General features: G+C 72.3%; 12 protein-coding genes and 1 riboswitch. Of the genes, 5 read left to right on the forward strand and 7 right to left on the reverse strand.

The window, feature by feature from the left end; genetic code table 11:
* Positions 1 to 87: 87 nt before the first annotated feature.
* The 3 genes from ACQEVU_RS42830 to serA form a co-directional block, all read right to left on the reverse strand.
* Positions 88 to 1,185, reverse strand: coding sequence for a branched-chain amino acid aminotransferase (locus ACQEVU_RS42830; RefSeq protein ID WP_433334150.1), 1,098 nt, complete (start codon positions 1,183 to 1,185; stop codon positions 88 to 90).
* Between the two features lie 100 nt (positions 1,186 to 1,285).
* Positions 1,286 to 2,314 (reverse strand): 3-isopropylmalate dehydrogenase, encoded by a 1,029-nt coding sequence (locus tag ACQEVU_RS42835; RefSeq protein ID WP_433334152.1) that lies wholly within the window; start codon positions 2,312 to 2,314, stop codon positions 1,286 to 1,288.
* A gap of 471 nt (positions 2,315 to 2,785) precedes the next feature.
* The gene (gene serA / locus ACQEVU_RS42840; protein WP_433334154.1) at positions 2,786 to 4,396 is read right to left on the reverse strand and encodes a phosphoglycerate dehydrogenase; all 1,611 of its coding nucleotides are present in this window, start codon (positions 4,394 to 4,396) and stop codon (positions 2,786 to 2,788) included.
* Positions 4,397 to 4,681: 285 nt separating this feature from the next.
* Between serA and ACQEVU_RS42845 the strand changes: the two genes are divergently transcribed.
* Both ACQEVU_RS42845 and ACQEVU_RS42850 read left to right on the forward strand, forming a co-directional pair.
* The gene (locus ACQEVU_RS42845) at positions 4,682 to 5,116 is read left to right on the forward strand and encodes a hypothetical protein (RefSeq protein ID WP_433334156.1); all 435 of its coding nucleotides are present in this window, start codon (positions 4,682 to 4,684) and stop codon (positions 5,114 to 5,116) included.
* Positions 5,117 to 5,290: 174 nt separating this feature from the next.
* Positions 5,291 to 5,722: a TipAS antibiotic-recognition domain-containing protein gene (locus ACQEVU_RS42850; RefSeq protein ID WP_433334158.1), complete on the forward strand. Its 432-nt coding sequence runs from the start codon at positions 5,291 to 5,293 to the stop codon at positions 5,720 to 5,722.
* A 45-nt stretch (positions 5,723 to 5,767) separates the two neighbouring features.
* Here ACQEVU_RS42850 and ilvC read toward each other — a convergent pair whose 3' ends face one another.
* Genes ilvC through ACQEVU_RS42865 form a run of 3 tightly spaced genes read right to left on the reverse strand, consistent with a single transcriptional unit; the run spans position 5,768 to position 9,200 of the window.
* Positions 5,768 to 6,781 (reverse strand): ketol-acid reductoisomerase, encoded by a 1,014-nt coding sequence (gene ilvC / locus ACQEVU_RS42855; protein ID WP_433334160.1) that lies wholly within the window; start codon positions 6,779 to 6,781, stop codon positions 5,768 to 5,770.
* 49 nt (positions 6,782 to 6,830) lie between these two features.
* Positions 6,831 to 7,349, reverse strand: coding sequence for an acetolactate synthase small subunit (gene ilvN / locus ACQEVU_RS42860; RefSeq protein ID WP_344613581.1), 519 nt, complete (start codon positions 7,347 to 7,349; stop codon positions 6,831 to 6,833).
* A 15-nt stretch (positions 7,350 to 7,364) separates the two neighbouring features.
* On the reverse strand, positions 7,365 to 9,200 hold the full coding sequence (locus ACQEVU_RS42865) for an acetolactate synthase large subunit (protein WP_433334163.1): 1,836 nt from the start codon (positions 9,198 to 9,200) through the stop codon (positions 7,365 to 7,367).
* Positions 9,201 to 9,417: 217 nt separating this feature from the next.
* Between ACQEVU_RS42865 and ilvD the strand changes: the two genes are divergently transcribed.
* Positions 9,418 to 11,271 carry a dihydroxy-acid dehydratase gene (gene ilvD / locus ACQEVU_RS42870; protein WP_433334165.1) on the forward strand — a complete coding sequence of 618 codons (1,854 nt, stop codon included), beginning with the start codon at positions 9,418 to 9,420 and terminating at the stop codon, positions 11,269 to 11,271.
* An 18-nt stretch (positions 11,272 to 11,289) separates the two neighbouring features.
* A riboswitch (ZMP/ZTP riboswitch) is annotated at positions 11,290 to 11,376 on the forward strand.
* Positions 11,377 to 11,394: 18 nt separating this feature from the next.
* On the forward strand, positions 11,395 to 12,627 hold the full coding sequence (gene glyA / locus ACQEVU_RS42875; protein WP_433334167.1) for a serine hydroxymethyltransferase: 1,233 nt from the start codon (positions 11,395 to 11,397) through the stop codon (positions 12,625 to 12,627).
* Positions 12,628 to 12,682: 55 nt separating this feature from the next.
* Here the strand turns inward: glyA and ACQEVU_RS42880 are convergent, their stop codons facing one another.
* Entirely contained in the window at positions 12,683 to 17,014 is a 4,332-nt protein-coding gene (locus tag ACQEVU_RS42880; RefSeq protein ID WP_433334169.1) for a hypothetical protein, read from the reverse strand.
* Between the two features lie 239 nt (positions 17,015 to 17,253).
* Here ACQEVU_RS42880 and ACQEVU_RS42885 point away from each other — a divergent pair, with 239 nt between their 5' ends.
* On the forward strand, positions 17,254 to 17,685 hold the full coding sequence (locus tag ACQEVU_RS42885) for a PH domain-containing protein (protein WP_433334171.1): 432 nt from the start codon (positions 17,254 to 17,256) through the stop codon (positions 17,683 to 17,685).
* Positions 17,686 to 18,030 lie beyond the last annotated feature (345 nt).

An 18,030-nucleotide genomic window follows, 5' to 3' on the forward strand; every position in this document is an offset into this window, starting at 1 on the left:
ACCGGCCGTCGGCAACCGCGCAAAAAGTTCGGGCCCGGCCTTCCGCGCGAAGACACACGCAAAAGCCGGGCCCGGGATGTACAGCGGTTACAGGACGCGGTGGACCCAGCCGTACGGGTCGGGGGCGGTGCCACGCTGGATCGTCACCAGCTGCTCCCGCAGCCCCATCGTCACCTCGCCGGCCTTGCCGTCGCCGACCGTGAACTCCCCCTCGGCGTCGCGGACCGTGCCGATCGGGGTGATTACGGCCGCCGTCCCGCACGCGAACGCCTCCCGCAGGCGGCCGCTCGCGGCGTCGGCGCGCCACTGGTCGTACGAATACTGCTCCTCCCGCACGGTGAACCCCCGGTCCGCGGCCAGCCGCATCACGGACTCCCGGGTGATGCCGGGCAGGATCGTGCCGGTCAGCGGCGGCGTGGTGATCGAGCCGTCGTCGAAGACGTAGAACACGTTCATGCCGCCGAGCTCCTCGACGTAGCGCTGCTGCGCGGCGTCGAGGAAGACGACCTGGTCGCAGCCGTGCTCGATGGCCTCGGCCTGCGCCACGAGGCTGGCGGCGTAGTTGCCGCCGCACTTCGCCGCGCCGGTGCCGCCGGGCGCCGCGCGGGTGTAGTCACGCGAGACCCAGACGCTGACCGGCTGCACGCCGCCCTTGAAGTAGCTGCCGACCGGCGAGGCGATGATCAGGAAGAGGTACTCCGACGACGGCTTGACGCCGAGGAAGACCTCGCTGGCGTACTGGAACGGGCGCAGGTAGAGGCTGCCCTCGGGGTCGTCGGGCACCCAGTCGCGGTCGATCCGGATGAGGGCCTCGAGCGAGTCGAGGAACAAGCCTTGCGGTACCGGAGCCATCGCCAGGCGCTGCGCGGACGCCCGGAACCGGGCGGCGTTGGCGTCGGGCCGGAACATGGTGACCCCGCCGTCGGCGGCCCGGTAGGCCTTCAGCCCCTCGAAGATCTCCTGGGCGTAGTGCAGAACCGCGGTCGCCGGATCCATGGGGATCGGGGCGCGGGCCTCGACGCGGGCGTCATACCAGCCCTTGCCCTCGGCGTAGCGCACGGTGACCATGTGGTCGGTGAAGACCCGCCCGAACCCCGGGTTGGCCATCAGCGCAGACCGCTCCGCGGCGGCTACGGGCTGAGGGTTCGGACGAATCTCGAAATCGAGCGTTTCACCGCCGTTCATGCATGCCTCCACAATCGGTTGCGCCGGCACGCTTACGCCGCGGGCCGTGCCGCAAACTTACCCGAACGGACGTTCAATCGCAGCCGCGGACCAGGGATCCCTACGCCACCGCGGCGGCGAGACGGTCACCGATCGCGTCGGTGGACAGCGCGGCACCCGGGGTGCGCGCGGCCACCTCGGCACCGACCGCCTCGGTCACGCGCGCCGCCGCCTCGGGGTGCCCGAGGTGGTCGAGCAGCAGCGCGGTGGACAGCACGGCGGCCGACGGGTCGGCGAGGCCCTTGCCCGCGATGTCCGGGGCCGAGCCGTGCACGGGCTCGAACATCGACGGGAACGCCCGCTCGGGGTTGATCGAACCGCTCGCGGCGAGGCCGATGCCGCCGGTGACGGCGGCGGCGATGTCGGTGAGGATGTCACCGAAGAGGTTGTCGGTGACGACGACGTCGTAGCGCTGCGGGTTGCTGACCAGGAACATGGCCGCCGCGTCGACGTGCTGGTACTCGGTCTCGATGTCGGGGAACTCGGCCTTGACGGCGTTGAACGTCCGCGCCCACAGGCCGCCCGCGTGGGTCAGCACGTTGGTCTTGTGCACCAGCGTCACCTTGCGGCGCGGGCGCTTCGCCGCGCGGGCGAACGCGTCGCGGATGACCCGCTCGACGCCGTGGCGGGTGTTGAGGCTCTCCTCGGTGGCGACCTCGGCGGCGGTGCCCGGGTGCAGGTTGCCGCCGGCGCCGACGTACAGGCCCTCGGTGCCCTCGCGCACGACGACGAGGTCGATCTCGCCCGGCTTCACGCCCGCGAGGGGGCTGGTGGTGCCCGGCCAGAGGCGGGAGGGGCGCAGGTTGACGTACTGGTCGAAGTCGAAGCGCAGCTTCAGCAGCAGGCCGCGCTCGAGCACGCCCGGCGGCACGCTCGGGTCGCCGACCGCGCCCAGGAGGATGGCGTCGTGGCCGCTCAGCTCCTGCAGCACGCTGTCGGGCAGGACTTCGCCGGTGCGGTTGTAGCGGGCGGCGCCCAGGTCGTAGTCGGTCGTCTCGACGCCCGGCAGGACGACGCGCAGCACCTTGAGCGCCTGCGCCACGACCTCCGTGCCGATGCCGTCACCGGCCACAACCGCGATCTTCGCCACCACTGGCCCCTTTCGTAGACCCGTCAACGGTACGCCGCCGTCCTATTCCGTGGACGCGCGTCCCGCCCAATGGGAACCACTGGAGAGCATTCGGTGTGAGTGATGCGAGCAACGCGGCGTTCCCGGCTCAGTGCGAGCGTAACGAGCAACAGCGCCGTTCCCGCCCTGTGCGAGCGTAGCGAGCATGGGGGTCCGGGGTGGGAACCCCCCGGCGCGCCCGAGCGAAGCGAGCGCCAGTTGCGCTTGCCAGTGGGAGCGTAGCGAGCATGGGGGGTCCGGGGTGGGAACCCCCCGGCGCGCCCGAGCGGAGCGAGCGCCAGTTGCGCTTGCCAGTGGGAGCGTAGCGAGCATGGGGGGTCCGGGGTGGGAACCCCCCCCGGCGCGCCCCGAGCGAAGCGAGGCGCCAATGACGCTTACAGAATGAGGGCGGGGAGCGCCGCCACGCTCCCCGCCCTCGTGAGAGGAAAGTCCCTAGTCGGCGGACAGATCCGCCGTGCTTGCCGCCGTGGCGCCGATGGCCTGCTGGGCCTCGCCGAGCAGGTCCGCCGCCACGGCCGTGTCAACGGTCAGCGTCATGAGCGCCTCCCCGCCGGCCTCGCGCCGGGCGACCTGCATCGCCGCGATGTTGACCCCCGCCGAACCCAGTATCGACCCCACCGTGCCCACCACGCCGGGGCGGTCGGCGTAGCGGAAGAACAGCAGTACACCCTCCGCCGCGAGCTCCAGGCTGAAACCGTCGATCTCGGTCAGCTTCAGCGCCTCGCGCGGCCCGGCGACATACGTCCCGGACACCGAGGCTACCCGCCCGTCCGGCAGCGCTCCACGCACGGTCACCAGGTTGGGCTGGTCGGACGATTCGGTGAAGACCGCAAGGGCCACCTCGACGCCTCGATCCGCTGCCAGATGGGGTGCGTTGACGTAGGTGACCTGCTCGGCGACGACGCCGCCGAAGAGGCCCTTGGTCGCGGCCAGCTTGAGGACCGACACATCGTGCTTGGCCACCTCGCCGTGCACCTCGACGGTCACCGCCGACGCGATGCCGCCCGCGACCGCGGTGAACACCGAGCCGAGCCGCTCGGCCAGGGGCAGCAGGGGGCGTACCTCCTCGGCGACCACGCCGCCGGCCTGCACGTTGACGGCGTCCGGGACGAACTCGCCGTCGAGGGCCAGCTTGACGCTGCGGGCCACGGCCAGGCCGGCCTTGTCCTGCGCCTCGATGGTGGAGGCGCCCAGGTGCGGGGTGGCGACGACGCTGTCGAAGGCGAACAGCGGCGAGGCGACGCACGGCTCCTTCGCGAACACGTCGACGCCGGCGCCGGCGACCCGCCCGTCCGCGATCGCGTCGGCCAGGGCCTGCTCGTCGATGAGCCCGCCGCGGGCCGCGTTGATGATGCGCACGCCGGGCTTGACCAGGCCCAGCTCGCGCACGCCGATGATGCCGACGGTCTCCGGGGTCTTGGGCAGGTGGATCGAGATGAAGTCGCTCTCCCGCAGCAGTTCGTCCAACCCCAGCAGCCGTACGCCCAGTGCCGCCGCCCGCGCCGGCTGGATGTAGGGGTCGTAGGCGACGAGACGTACACCGAAAGCGGCCATGCGCTGGGCGAACAGCACGCCGATGCGGCCGAGCCCGACGACGCCGACTGTCTTGCCGGACAGCTCCACGCCGGTGTACTTCGAACGCTTCCACTCCCCCGCCTTGAGCGCGGCCGACGCGGCGGCCGTGTTGCGGGCGACGGCGAGCAGCAGCGCGACGGCCTGCTCGGCGGCGGAGACGATGTTGGACGTCGGGGCGTTGACGACCATGACGCCGCGCGCGGTGGCGGCCGGCACGTCGACGTTGTCGAGGCCGACGCCGGCACGCGCGACGACCTTGAGCCGGGGCGCGGCGGCGACCGCCTCGGCGTCGATCTGGGTGGCGCTGCGCACGATCACGGCGCTGGCGTCGGTGAGCGCGGCGAGCAGGGCGGGGCGGTCGGTGCCGTCGATGTGGCGGACGTCGTAGTCGTCGGCGAGCACCTCGAGAGCGGATGGGGCCAGCTCTTCGGCGATGAGCACTACCGGGCGGTCAGGAGGGAGGGTCATATGCGTCCTCGACTTCCGGGCTTCGGTTGGCTGCGATCCGCCCTGGCTGCGGGGCGCGCGACACTGCCCGCCACGCACGCGGGAAACGCTGCGGGGACCGGGCGGTCGGTCCTTCAGGCGATGGTAGGCCCGCCGCTGCAACGTCCCAGGACCGCGAAGACGTGAGCGCGATCACATGCCACTCGTCCGGGTGTCACACTCTTGACGGCGCTGAACCCGCTCCTCCATCCCGCCCGTGTCTCCCGGCGTCAGCGACACCTTCCAAAACCGGCGAGGAGCGAACGGATGAGCGAGTACGACGACGGCGGCTACGACGCCGGCCACGAGAACGCCTACGAGCAGCCCGGCCACGAGGTTTACGAGCAGCCGAGCCACGAGGCGCCCGGCTACGAGTCGTACGAGGACAAGATCCACGACGCGATCGAGCGCATCGAGGAGCAGGTCCACGGCTACGAGGCCCACGAGCCGCACGACTACGCGGACGCCGAGCAGCACTACGACGCGGACGCCAAGGACTACAACGCGGACGCCGAGCAGCACTACGACGCGGACGCCAAGGACTACGACGCGGACGCCAAGGACTACAACGTGGACGCCGAGCAGCACTACGACGCGGACGCGAAGGACTACAACGCGGACGCCAAGGACTACGACGCGGACGCCAAGGACTACGACGCGCCGCAGTACGAGGGCGACGCCAAGGACTACGTCCGTTCCTGATCGCGCGCGCGGATCAGGAAGCCCGCGGCCCCGGCGGCCACTCCCCAGGCCGCCGGGGCCGCCCGAGGCCCCGCTTTATGGTGATAAGTCGGAAAAATCCGGACGCGTCAGCGTCTGGATTTTTCCGTCCAAGGCGTTGACTCTCCAGCCGCTGGAGACTCCACGCTTGAGGGCATGACGATGAACCTTTCACCCGACGACAAGCGGGAGCTCTTCGGGGAATTCAACCCCGACCAGTACGAGGACGAGGCCCGGCAGCGCTGGGGGGACACCGACGCCTACAAGGAGTCCGCCCGGCGCACCTCGTCCTACACGAAGGACGACTGGGCGCGGATCAAGAGCGAGGCCGCCGAGAACACCGCCCGCTTCGGCGACGCGTTCGCCTCCGGCGAGGCGGCCGACTCGGTCACCGCCATGGACCTGGCCGAGGCGCACCGGCAGCACATCAGCCGCTGGTTCTACGACTGCCCGCTCGACATGCACCGCGGCCTCGGCGACATGTACGTCGCCGATCCCCGGTTCACGGCCAACTACGACACCGACCGGCCGGGGCTGGCGCAGTACATCCGGGACGCCATCCATGCCAACGCCGAGCGCATGAGCTGAAAGAAAAGCCCCCGGCGCGTACGGCCGGGGGCTTTTGGCGTGCGATCAGGCGGTCTCGGTGATGGGCCGGTCGACCCAGCTCATCATCGAGCGCAGCTTCTTGCCGGTCTCCTCGATCGGGTGGGCGGCGCCCTGCTCGCGGTACTTGGTGAAGTTCGGGCGGCCGGCGTCGTCCTCGGCGATCAGCTCGCGGGCGAACTCGCCCGACTGGATCTCGCCCAGGATGCGCTTCATCTCCTCCTTGACCCGGGCGTCGATGACGCGCGGGCCGCGGGTGTAGTCGCCGTACTCGGCGGTGTCGGAGACGCTGTAGCGCATGCGGGCGATGCCGCCCTCGTACATCAGGTCCACGATCAGCTTGAGCTCGTGCAGGCACTCGAAGTAGGCGATCTCCGGGGCGTAGCCCGCCTCGGTGAGCACCTCGAAACCGGTCTGGACCAGCGCCGACGCGCCGCCGCAGAGGACGGCCTGCTCGCCGAACAGGTCGGTCTCGGTCTCCTCCTTGAACGTGGTGCGGATCACGCCGGCGCGGGTGCCGCCGATGCCGGCCGCGTAGGCCAGCGCCAGCTGCAGCGCGTTGCCGGTCGCGTCCTGCTCGATCGCCACCAGGCAGGGCACGCCCTTGCCGTCGACGAACTGACGGCGGACCAGGTGGCCCGGGCCCTTCGGGGCGACCATGCACACGTCCACGTCCGCGGGGGGCGTGATGAGCCCGAAGCGGATGTTGAGGCCGTGGCCGAAGAAGAGCGCCTTGCCGGCGGTCAGGTTCGGGGCCACGTGCTCGGCGTAGAGCGAGCGCTGCACGGTGTCGGGCGCGAGGATCATGATCACGTCCGCCTCGGCGGCCGCCTCGCCGGGGGTGAGGACGCGCAGGCCCTGCTCCTCGGCCTTGGCGCGGCTCTTGGAGCCCTCGGGCAGGCCGATGCGGACGTCGACGCCGGAGTCACGCAGGGACAGCGCGTGCGCGTGGCCCTGGCTGCCGTAACCCAGCACCGCGACCTTCTTGGCCTGGATCAACGACAGGTCGGCGTCGTCGTCGTAGTACACCTCGGCGGGCATTGTGTCTTTCCTTTCAAAGGGTCTTAAGGAGTCGGCGCGAAGCGCCTCGTTATGAAGCGGCGCGGAGCGCCGGACCGGTCGTGATGGAGCGCGAACCGCGGCCGATGGCCACGACGCCGGACTGGACCATTTCCTTGATACCGAACGGCTCCAGATCACGAAGCAGCGCGTCCAGCTTTTCCGACGTGCCGGTCGCCTCGATGGTGAGGGCGTCGGCGGCGACGTCGACCACGCGGGCCCGGAACAGGTTCACGGTCTCGAGGACCTGCGAGCGCACCGGGCGTTCCGCGCGCACCTTCACCAGCAGCAGCTCGCGCTGGACGCTGGCGGTGGTGTCGAGTTCGACGATCTTCAGGACCTGCACGAGCTTGTTGAGCTGCTTGGTGACCTGTTCCAGCGGCGATTCGTCCGCGTTGACCACGATCGTCATCCGGGAGACCTCGGGGTGCTCGGTCTCGCCGACGGCCAGGGAGTCGATGTTGAAGCCACGCCGGGCGAACAGGCCGGCGACGCGGGCCAGTATGCCGGGCTTGTTCTCCACCAGGACGGAGAGCGTGTGCTTGGCCATGATCTTCCTCGACTCCTACACGTCGTCCTGGTCGAACGCGGGGCGGACGCCCCGCGCGAACATGATCTCGTCGTTGCTCGTGCCGGCCGCGACCATCGGCCACACCATCGCATCCTTGCCGACCACGAAGTCGACGACGACGGGCTGGTCGGTGACCCTCATGGCGGCCTCGATCGTGGCGTCGACGTCGCGCTTGGTCTCGCAGCGCAGCCCGACACAGCCCAGCGCGTCGGCGAGCTTCACGAAGTCCGGGATGCGGTGCTTGTGGGTGCCGAGCTCGGTGTTGGAGTACCGCTGGTCGTAGAACAAAGTCTGCCACTGCCGGACCATGCCGAGGTTGCCGTTGTTGATGACGGCGACCTTGATCGGGATGCCCTCCAGCGCGCAGGTGGCGAGCTCCTGGTTGGTCATCTGGAAGCAGCCGTCGCCGTCGATCGCCCACACCGTCTTGTGCGGCATGCCGACCTTGGCGCCCATCGCGGCCGGGACCGCGTAGCCCATCGTGCCGAGGCCGCCGGAGTTGAGCCAGGTGGCGGGGTGCTCGTACTGGATGAACTGCGCCGCCCACATCTGGTGCTGGCCGACGCCGGCGGTGTAGATGGCGTCCGGGCCGACGATCTTGCCGATGCGCTCGATGACGTACTGCGGCGACAGCGTCCCGTCGGCCGGCTCCTCGTAGCCGAGGGGGTAGCGGCCGCGGATGTCGTCCAGCGTCGCCCACCAGTCCTTGAGCGGCTGGCGGTGCCCGGCCGCCTGCTCGGCGCTCACCGCGGCGATGAGCTCCTCGATGACGTGCTTGGCGTCGCCCACGATCGGCACGTCGGCGGTGCGGTTCTTGCCGATCTCGGCCGGGTCGATGTCGGCGTGGATGACCTGCGCGTTGGGCGCGAACGTGGACAGCTCGCCGGTCACGCGGTCGTCGAAGCGGGCGCCGAGGCAGATCAGCAGGTCCGACTTCTGCAGCGCGTAGACGGCGCCGACGCTGCCGTGCATGCCCGGCATGCCCAGGTGCTGCGGGTGGGAGTCGGGGAACGCGCCGCGGGCCATGAGCGTGGTGACGACCGGCGCGCCGGTCAGCTCGGCCAGCTTGAGCAGGACCTCGGAGGCGTGGGCCTTGATGACGCCGCCGCCGACGTACAGCACCGGCCGCTTGGCGCCGGCGATCAGCCGGGCGGCCTCGCGGATCTGCTTGCCGTGCGGGTGCAGCGTCGGGTGGTACCCCGGCAGCTCCAGCACCGGCGGCCATTTGAACGTCGTCTGCTTCTGCAGCACGTCTTTGGGGATGTCGACCAGGACCGGGCCCGGCCGGCCGGTGCCGGCCAGGTGGAACGCCTCGGCGAGCACCCGCGGCAGCTCCTCGCCGCTCTTGACCAGGTAGTTGTGCTTGGTGATCGGCAGCGTGATGCCGGCGATGTCCGCCTCCTGGAAGGCGTCGGTACCGATGGACGCCGACGCGACCTGGCCGGTGATCGCGACCATGGCGACGGAGTCCATGTAGGCGTCGGCGATCGGGGTGACCAGGTTGGTCGCGCCCGGGCCGGAGGTGGCCATGCAGACGCCGACCTTGCCGGTCGCCTGCGCGTAGCCGGTCGCGGCGTGGCCGGCGCCCTGCTCGTGGCGGACCAGGATGTGCCGGACGTTCTCGGAGTCGAACAGCGGGTCGTACGCCGGGAGGATCGCGCCGCCGGGAATGCCGAACACGACGTCGGCGCCGAGCGCCTCGAGCGAGCGGACGAGTACCTGCGCCCCGGTGAGCAGCTCCGCCTGAGTGTTCGGCGCGGGCTTCTTGTCGGCCGCCGGCGGCGTGGGATGCGCTCGGTGGGCGAGGACTTCTGGCGTGGGTCTCGTCATCGCTTTCGCACTTTCGCTCGAAGGTGTCGTATTTCAAAGGCTCCGGACATGAAAAAACCCCACGTGCTCGGCACGAGGGGCTAGCGCGCTGACGGCAGGCGTCGGCGCGCTAGATGATAAGTACTCGGAGCGACCTCGACGACATGAGCCCACTCTGACGCATCTCATCGCCTGAGTCAACCGATCCCAGCATGCGGAACGTGTCAGACTCGCAGGTATGCCCGAGCTGCGGTCCAAGACATCCACTTCTGGTCGCAACATGGCCGGCGCCCGCGCCCTGTGGCGCGCCACCGGCATGACCGACTCCGACTTCGGCAAGCCGATCGTCGCCATCGCCAACAGTTTCACGCAGTTCGTGCCGGGCCACGTCCACCTTCGCAACCTCGGCATGATCGTCGCCGACGCGGTTGCCGAAGCGGGTGGGGTCGCCAAGGAGTTCAACACCATCGCCGTCGACGACGGCATCGCCATGGGCCACGGCGGGATGCTCTACTCGCTGCCCAGTCGCGAGCTCATCGCCGACGCCGTCGAGTACATGGTGCAGGCCCACTGCGCCGATGCCCTCGTGTGCATCTCCAACTGCGACAAGATCACGCCCGGCATGCTGCTCGCCGCCCTCCGCCTCAACATCCCCACCGTCTTCGTCTCCGGCGGCCCCATGGAAGCCGGCAAGACCATCGCGATCGAGGGCATCGTCCACGAGAAGGACGCCAAGCTCGACCTCATCGACGCGATGATCGCCTCCGCCAACGAGGCCGTCACGGACGAGCAGCTCGGCCAGATCGAGCGCTCCGCCTGCCCGACGTGCGGCTCGTGTTCCGGCATGTTCACCGCCAACTCCATGAACTGCCTGACCGAGGCCATCGGCCTGGCCCTGCCCGGCAACGGCTCGGCCCTGGCCACCCACGCCCTGCGCCGCGGGCTCTTCGAGCGCGCCGGCTCCCTGATCGTCGAGCTTTGCCGGCGGTACTACGAGCAGGACGACGCCTCGGTCCTGCCCCGCGCGATCGCCTCTCGACCCGCCTTCGAGAACGCGGTGGCGCTGGACGTCGCGATGGGCGGCTCCACCAACACCGTGCTGCACCTGCTGGCCGCCGCCCGCGAGGCCGAGCTCGACTTCTCCGTGGCCGACATCGACGCGATCTCGCGCCGCGTGCCGTGCCTGGCCAAGGTGGCGCCCAACACGCAGAAGTACCACATGGAGGATGTGCACCGGGCCGGCGGAATCCCGGCGATCCTCGGTGAGCTGTCCCGCGGCGGCCTGCTGGACGAGTCCGTCTCCTCCGTGCACTCCGCGACGTTCCGCGAGTGGATCGACACCTGGGACATCCGCGGCGCCGCGCCGTCCGAGGCGGCGCTCGAGCTGTTCCACGCCGCGCCGGGCGGGGTCCGGACCACGGAGCCGTTCTCGACGACGAACCGGTGGAGCTCGCTGGACACGGACGCCGAGGGCGGGTGCATCCGCAGCGTCGAGCACGCGTACACCGCCGACGGCGGCCTCGCCATCCTCTTCGGCAACCTCGCGCCCGACGGCTGCGTCGTCAAGACGGCCGGCGTCCCGGAGGAGAACCTGCGCTTCTCCGGCCGCGCCAAGGTCTTCGAGTCGCAGGAGTCGGCCGTCGACGGCATCCTCGCCAAGCAGGTCGTCGCCGGCGACGTCGTGGTGATCCGCTACGAGGGCCCCAAGGGCGGCCCGGGGATGCAGGAGATGCTGTACCCCACCTCGTTCCTCAAGGGCCGCGGCCTCGGCCGCGCGTGCGCGCTCATCACCGACGGGCGTTTCTCCGGCGGTACCTCGGGCCTCTCCATCGGCCACATCAGCCCGGAGGCGGCGGGCGGCGGCCTCATCGCCCTCGTCGAGGACGGCGACCCGATCGAGATCGACATCCCGGCCCGCTCGATCGAGCTGCGGGTCCCCGACGACGAGCTCACCGCCCGGCGCATCGCCCAGGAGAAGCGCGACCGCCCGTACACCCCGGCCGACCGGGAGCGCCCCGTCTCGGCGGCGCTGCGCGCGTACGCGTCGATGGCCACGTCGGCCAGTGACGGGGCTTACCGCCGCGTGCCCTGAGTTTCGACTACGATGTGCGTCAGTCACCGCGACTGGCGCACATCAAGGTGGAACCGACCACCGGGGAGCTTCCGATCGCGGGCACCGCGCGCCTGGGTGCCCCGGCGTATCAGGAGGCTGCGCATGCATGACCCCCAGGTCTTCGATCTCATCCGCGCCGAGGCGCAACGCCAGCACGACACTCTCCGGATGATCGCCTCGGAGAACTACGTCTCCGAGGCCGTGCTCGAGGCGACCGGCTCCGTCCTCACCAACAAGTACTCCGAGGGCTACCCCGGCAAGCGCTACTACGAGGGCCAGCGCTTCATCGACCCGCTCGAGGAGCTGGCGATCGCCCGCGCCCGCTCGGTGTTCGGCGTCGACCACGCCAACGTCCAGCCGTACTCGGGCTCCCCGGCCAACCTCGCCGTGTACATGGCCCTGGCCAAGCCCGGCGACACCGTCATGGGCATGGCCCTGCCGATGGGCGGCCACCTGACCCACGGCTGGCCGGTGTCGGCGACGGGCGCGTGGTTCCGCCCGGTGCAGTACACGGTCCGCCGCTCCGACGGCCGCATCGACTTCGACGAGGTGCGCGACATCGCCCTCCGCGAACGCCCGAAGATCCTTTTCTGCGGCGGTACGGCAATCCCGCGTACCATCGACTTCCCGCGCTTCGCCGAGATCGCCCGCGAGGCCGGCGCCGTGCTCGTGGCGGACATCGCCCACATCGCGGGCCTGATCGCCGGCGGCGCCCACCCGTCCCCGGTCGGCCACGCCGAGGTCATCTCGACCACGACGCACAAGACGCTGCGCGGCCCCCGCGGCGCGATGCTCATGTGCGACGAGCCACACGCCAAGGCCATCGACAAGGCGGTCTTCCCCGGCCTGCAGGGCGGCCCGCACAACCACACCACGGCGGGCATCGCCGTGGCCCTGGGCGAGGCGTCGACGCCGGCCTTCCGCGCGTACGCCCACCAGACCGTCGCCAACGCCCGCGCCCTCGCCGCGGCCCTGACGGAGCGCGGCTTCGACCTGGTGTCGGGCGGCACCGACAACCACCTGATCCTGCTGGACCTGACCAGCAAGTCGATCGGCGGCAAGCCGGCCGCGAGGGCCCTGGACCGCGCGGGCATCGAGACGAACTACAACACCGTGCCGTACGACACCCGCAAGCCCTTCGACCCCTCGGGCGTGCGCCTGGGCACTCCGGCCCTGACCACCCGCGGCCTCACGGAGGCCCAGATGCCCCAGGTCGCCGACTGGATCTCCCGCGCGGTGGACGCCGCGATCAAGGACGACACACCGGCCCTGGACACCATCGCCGGCGAGGTGCGGGAACTGCTCTCGGCCTACCCGATGCCCGGCTGGCACTGAGCGCCGACTGTGAAGGGGCGCCCCGTTTCCCCGGGGCGCCCCTTCTCCAGCGTCCTCACTTACGCCGCAGGAACCGCCGCGACTTCTCGGCCTTCGGCTCTTCGTCGAGGTTGAGCTCGAGCGGCGCGAGGTCGTCGAACGCCCCGGCGTCCCGCTTACGCTGCTCCGGAATCCGCTCACCGGTTCCGGCGCCCCCGCGGTCCCAGCTGTCCTCGCCCCCGCGCCCCGCCTGCCCGCCGAACGCCGGCTGACCCGCCTGCGGCTGACCCGGCTGCGGCTGGCCGGCCTGCGGGTACCCAGCCTGCGGATAGCCGGCCGGCCCCTGCGGTCCGCGCCGGTTGTGATCCGCACCGGCACCTACACCGTCGCGATCCGCGTTCCGGTCCCACCGGCTGGTCGGCTCGGTCGCCCATTCGCCCCGCTCGGCCGCACCCGCCGCCCAGTCGTCGCCGGCCGGCGCGTCCGGCACCCTGCCCTTCGCGGCGTCCTTGTCCTTGTCCTTGTCCTTGTTCCGCCCCCACCGGGAACGCTTGGGCTTCTCGGCACTCTCGCCCGGCTGCGGCTGCGCCCCGGGCGGCGCGTCCCACCAGGCATCTTCCGGCGGGGCGCCAGCCGGCTGCTCGCGCGCCTCGGACCCACGGGGCCACGCCTCCGTGCGTCCCTCGCCGCCCGCACCCGCGCGGTAGCCCCCACGGTCACCGAAGGCCCGGTCCCGTTCCCCCGCCATCCGCTCACGGTCCGCGGCCGCGTCGTCGCGCGGGCCTCGCCCGCCCGGGTCGCGGTTGCTCGGCACACTCGCCCAGGCCGTGGTCGGCTGATCACGCTCCATCGCCTGACCGCTCTGCCGCGTACGGTCCTGCTGGCCACGCTCTTGCTGGGCCCACCCCTGCTGTCCCTGGTCCTGCCGGGGCCGCTCCTGCTGGCCGCGCCAGTCCTGCTGGCCCCCGTCCTGCTGGGGCCGCTCCTGCTGGCCCCGCCCCTGCTGGCCGCGCCAGTCCTGCTGGCCCCGGTCCTGCTGGCCGCGCCAGTCCTGCTGGCCCCGGTCCTGCTGGCCCCAGTCCTGCGAGCCGCGGTCCGGTTGCCCCCAGCCCTGCTGTCCTCGTTCCTGCGGCGCACGCTCCTGCGGACCCCAGCCGTCCGGCCCCCGATCCTGCACCGCGCGCCCCTGCGCCTGCGCCGCCTGGTCCGGTCCGCCCCGGTCCGGCGCGGCTCGGTCCTGCGGCGCCATGTCCTGCTCGGCCCGGTCCCGCCGCCGCACCGACCGCGACTCGGGATCCGAGTCCCACGACCGCCGCAGCTCAAGCGGCTGCGCCACGAGTTCGGGCGCGTCCTTGTCGAAGAGGCTGCCGCCCCAGGAGGGCCGCTGCCCCGCCACCGGCAGATCCTCGGGCCGCCGCCGCCCGACGTCCCGTGTCGGTTCCTGCGGCCGCTCAGCCGCCGCCGAGCCGCCCCAGGACTCGCGCCCGGGCGCCGGCGAGGTAGGCCAGGACTCCCGCCCGGGAGCGGCCGAGGCGCCGCGCGACTCGCGCTCGCCCGCACCCGCGTACGAACCCCGCCACGACTCGCCCCCCGGCTCCGCAGACCCACGCCCGGAGCCCGACGCCTCGGCCGCGGAGGCGGTCCACGGATCGACCCGCCCCTCAGCCCCCGCCGCCGGCGTCCACGCGTCACCCCGCGGCTCACCGACGGAGCCCGCCGCCCACGCCTCAGTGCCCCGCTCACCGCTCGAGCCGGACGCCCACGCCTCAGTGCCGCGCTCACCGCTCAAGCCGGACGCCTCCGAGCCCCGCTCGGAGGCGGCAGCCGAGGTCCAGGGCTCCGCAGCACGCTCGGGAGCCGGCGCGGGCGTCCACGACGCCGTGGCACGCTCGGACGCCAGGCCAGGCGTCCACGACTCAGGCGCACGCTCGGACGCCAAGCCAGGCGTCCACGACTCGGGACCACGCTCGGACGCCGGGGCCGGCGTCCACGACTCGGAGGCACGCTCGGACGCCGGGGCGGGCGTCCACGACGCCGCCGGACGCTCGGACGCCAGGCCAGGCGTCCACGACTCAGGCGCACGCTCGGAGGCCGGGGCCGGCGTCCACGACGCCGCCGGACGCTCGGGCGCCGCGGAGGGCGTCCACGACTCAGGAGCCTGGCTCGGCGTCCGCGACTCCGATGCACGCCCGGCGGCCGGGCGCCACGTGTCACCGCTGCCGATCGAGTCCACGGCGGCCTCGCCCGGCTCCGTCCAGGACCGGCGACGAGCGCCCGCATCGTCATCGGCGGGCGCCGAGGAGGCGCTGGGCCAGGTACCCGCCTCGTACGTCACCGGGAAGTCATCGGCCGCGCTGCTCCACCGGAACCGGTCGTCGGAGCCCGCCGCGGCGTCATCGGCCGAGTTCGCCCAGGACAGGCGCTCCGAGGGCCGCTCCGCGTCCGCGCGTCCGCGCCCGGCCCGCGGCGCGTCGCCCGGTGCCGACTCCGGCGTACCGCCCTCGGCCGCCCACGCCGCAATCTGGCTCGCCGACTCGTTGTCCCAGTTGCCGACCAGCTCGCGGGTCGTACGGGCCTCCCACGAGTCGCTCGCGCCCGAGTCGGACGGGTCCGGACTGTCACGGCGGCCGAAGTCGTTGCGGTCCGAATCACCGCGGGGCGCCTCCGCGCGGAACGCATCCGAGCGCGAGTCGTCCCACGAGTCCGGACGGCGGGCATCGCGCCGGTCCGGGCGTGAGGAATCCCACGCCTCCGAGCGCCCGGAGTCCCACGCGTCGGAACGACCGGCGTCGCGGGCGTCCGAGCGCCCCGAGTCCCACGCTTCCGAACGACCCGGGTCGCGGGCGTCCGAGCGCCCGGAGTCCCACGCTTCCGAACGACCGGCGTCGCGGGCGTCCGAGCGCGGGGCGTCCCACGCGTCCGAGCGGCGGCTGTCGCGGGCGTCCGGCCGCGAAGGGTCCCAGGCGTCCGGGCCCGAGGCGTCCCAGGCGTCCGCGCGGGCGCCGTCGCGCCCGTCCCGGCTGCGGGTTTCCCACGCGTCCGAGCGCGAGCCGTCATGGGCGCGGTCCCATGAGTTCGGGGCGGCGTCGCGGCGGCTCGGCGGCGGGGGCCACTCGGTGCTCGGTGGCGGGCCGTACGGGTCGATGTCGTCGTAATTTGTGGGCAACGCAGCTTCCGGGGAGTCGGGGGCGCCCTGCTCGGCGGGGTCGTCGAGCGGGTCGGGCTTCGCGGCGGAGCCGGCCCGGGCCAGGCGGCCCAGGCGTGCGCGCATCGTGCCGTTGCCCGGGCGCCAGGTCGTCGTGGGCGTTGCGGTGCTGGTGGCGCCCGGGCTGACGGGCGCCGTTGGTGCGGGGTCCTCGCCGGCCGCCGCGGCGAATGCGGCGTCCGTCGGGGTGCGTCCGGGCGATGGGTCGGAAGCCTCCCTGGCGAACGTACGCGGTGAAGGCAAGGGCTCCGGGAGTTTGTTGCCCTCCGCGAGGAACAGGAGGCGTTCCATGACGTGGAGGTCGACGCGGTACGGCTCGGCGGCCAGCCAGCGACCCGCGGCCTCGGTCATCTCGTTGGCGTGGACCAGGTGCAGGTGCTCGCCGGGGGCCACCGAGATCACGAGGTCCTCGGCGGCGTCGTCGCGCGAGGGGGCGACCACCAGATATCCGCGGACGAGGCCGCCGATCTTGGTGAGCTGCTCGCGCCACGTGTGTACCTCGGCGGCCAGGCCGTCCACGTCCTCCGAGCCGGGGACGAACAGGCGGCCGCCGCGCAGTACCTGGCCGGCGGCGTCCATCGTGAACTCGCCGTGGGGCCAGACGGTGGGCAGGAACAGGGCCACGCGGCGACCGGCCGCGACCAGGTGAGTGCAGCCGCCCTCGCCCAGCGCGAAGAAGCGCGCGCTCGGGATCGCCTCGAGCTCCTTCAGGCGCGGCAGGTGGTCGTCGGGCTTGCCCCACCACCGGCGGCCGCTCACGGACTCGTCGATGGACAGGCGCGCGACCCGGCGCGCGTCAAGAAGGAGGGCGGCGAGGAAAGATCCGGCCAGCGGTACCACAAATGCCAGATTTGTCCCGATGAACCCCAGGACGCCGAGGATGTCGAACCAGCTGTCCGGCAGGCGACCGCGCGTGGCCGCGCCCCAGGCGACCGCGCCCGCAATGATCGTGAGGATGGCGAAGAGTGGGAAACCGCGCAGCGTGAGCACCACCACACCGGCGAGCGCGGCGATCGCGGCCGCGCCCCACAGGATGCTGAGCTCCTTGATGCCCCAACCGGCCACGACCAGGGCGGCCAGCACCGCCGCGACGAGGATCGCACCCGCCACGATGCCGGTCGGGCGCACGCTGACGCGCCGACCGCTCTTGACGCCGGCGGCCCAGGAGGAGACAGGCGCGTCGCGGCGGAATGTGGTGGTCAAGCCCCAGCCTCCCGCCACGGCCGGAAGCCCGCGAACTCGACATATCGCCGCAGATCGCCCGGCAAACCGCCATGACCGGGAGCGATCTCGTCAAACACGGCACCGAGCGTAACCCCGGGCGGCGGTGCTAGCGAGAGGCGGCCGGGCCGTCTCGGACACCAGTTCTCATCCCCCACGGCGCTCAGTATGCCCGCCACGCCGCCCGGAGGCAGTTCCTCGAAAGGTGGGAGGATGGCGGGGTGAGCAACCAGGTCAAGGTTAAATTCCGGCGCAGCGCCGCCCTAGCCGTAGCCGCCGGCATCACCGTGATCGGCGCGGTCCCGCTGCTCGCCGAGAGTGTCTGGTTTCTGCTTGTACTCCTGGCGCCCCTCGCCATCGCCATCTGGGCCTGGCGGGCCGGCACCGACGTCGACCAGCGGGGCTTCACGGTCCGCGCCCTGCTCGGCAGCCGCACCGTCCCGTGGACCGCGGTCGACGGCCTGGTCTCGAACGGCCACACGGTCCAGGCCCGCCTGGCCAACGGCGCGCTGGTCCCCTTGGACGCCGTCCGCCCCGCCGACCTCCCCCGCGTCGTGAAGGCCAGCGGCCAGGACCCGCAGACCGAGCGCACCGACGCCGAAGCCGAGGCCGAGATCGCCGACGCCGAAGAAGAGCAGCCGGCCGCCCAGTAGCGCCGAGGCGTCCCGTACGCGCGGAGGCGCAGCACACCCGCCCGGAGGCGCGACGGCGCCCGGGACGCAGCACATGGGCACGGACGCGCAGCACACGAACGCGCGGAGGCACGGCGCGGGCGCGGAGGCACGGCGCGGGCGCGGAGGCACGGCGCGGGCGCGGAGGCACGGCGCGGGCGCGGAGGCACGGCGCGGGCGCGGAGGCACGGCGCGGGCGCGGAGGCACGGCGCGGGCGCGGGCGCGGAGGCACGGCGCGGGCGCGAAGGCGCGGCGCGGGCGCGAAGGCAAGGGCGACGCTGCGCCCGGGAGCGTGAGCGGCGCGACGTGCGGAGGTGCGAGAGTGC

The sequence above is a fragment of the Dactylosporangium sp. CA-139066 genome, assembly GCF_050936175.1.
In the GTDB taxonomy this organism is placed as follows: domain Bacteria; phylum Actinomycetota; class Actinomycetes; order Mycobacteriales; family Micromonosporaceae; genus Dactylosporangium.

What these genes read in the sequence shown, in the direction of transcription:
- ACQEVU_RS42830 (WP_433334150.1), bottom strand. Translation starts at nt 1,185, where the DNA reads ATGAACGGCGGTGAAACGCTCGATTTCGAGATTCGTCCGAACCCTCAG.
- serA (WP_433334154.1), bottom strand. Translation starts at nt 4,396, where the DNA reads ATGACCCTCCCTCCTGACCGCCCGGTAGTGCTCATCGCCGAAGAGCTG.
- ACQEVU_RS42845 (WP_433334156.1), top strand. Translation starts at nt 4,682, where the DNA reads ATGAGCGAGTACGACGACGGCGGCTACGACGCCGGCCACGAGAACGCC.
- ACQEVU_RS42850 (WP_433334158.1), top strand. Translation starts at nt 5,291, where the DNA reads ATGACGATGAACCTTTCACCCGACGACAAGCGGGAGCTCTTCGGGGAA.
- ilvC (WP_433334160.1), bottom strand. Translation starts at nt 6,781, where the DNA reads ATGCCCGCCGAGGTGTACTACGACGACGACGCCGACCTGTCGTTGATC.
- ilvN (WP_344613581.1), bottom strand. Translation starts at nt 7,349, where the DNA reads ATGGCCAAGCACACGCTCTCCGTCCTGGTGGAGAACAAGCCCGGCATA.
- ACQEVU_RS42865 (WP_433334163.1), bottom strand. Translation starts at nt 9,200, where the DNA reads ATGACGAGACCCACGCCAGAAGTCCTCGCCCACCGAGCGCATCCCACG.
- ilvD (WP_433334165.1), top strand. Translation starts at nt 9,418, where the DNA reads ATGCCCGAGCTGCGGTCCAAGACATCCACTTCTGGTCGCAACATGGCC.
- glyA (WP_433334167.1), top strand. Translation starts at nt 11,395, where the DNA reads ATGCATGACCCCCAGGTCTTCGATCTCATCCGCGCCGAGGCGCAACGC.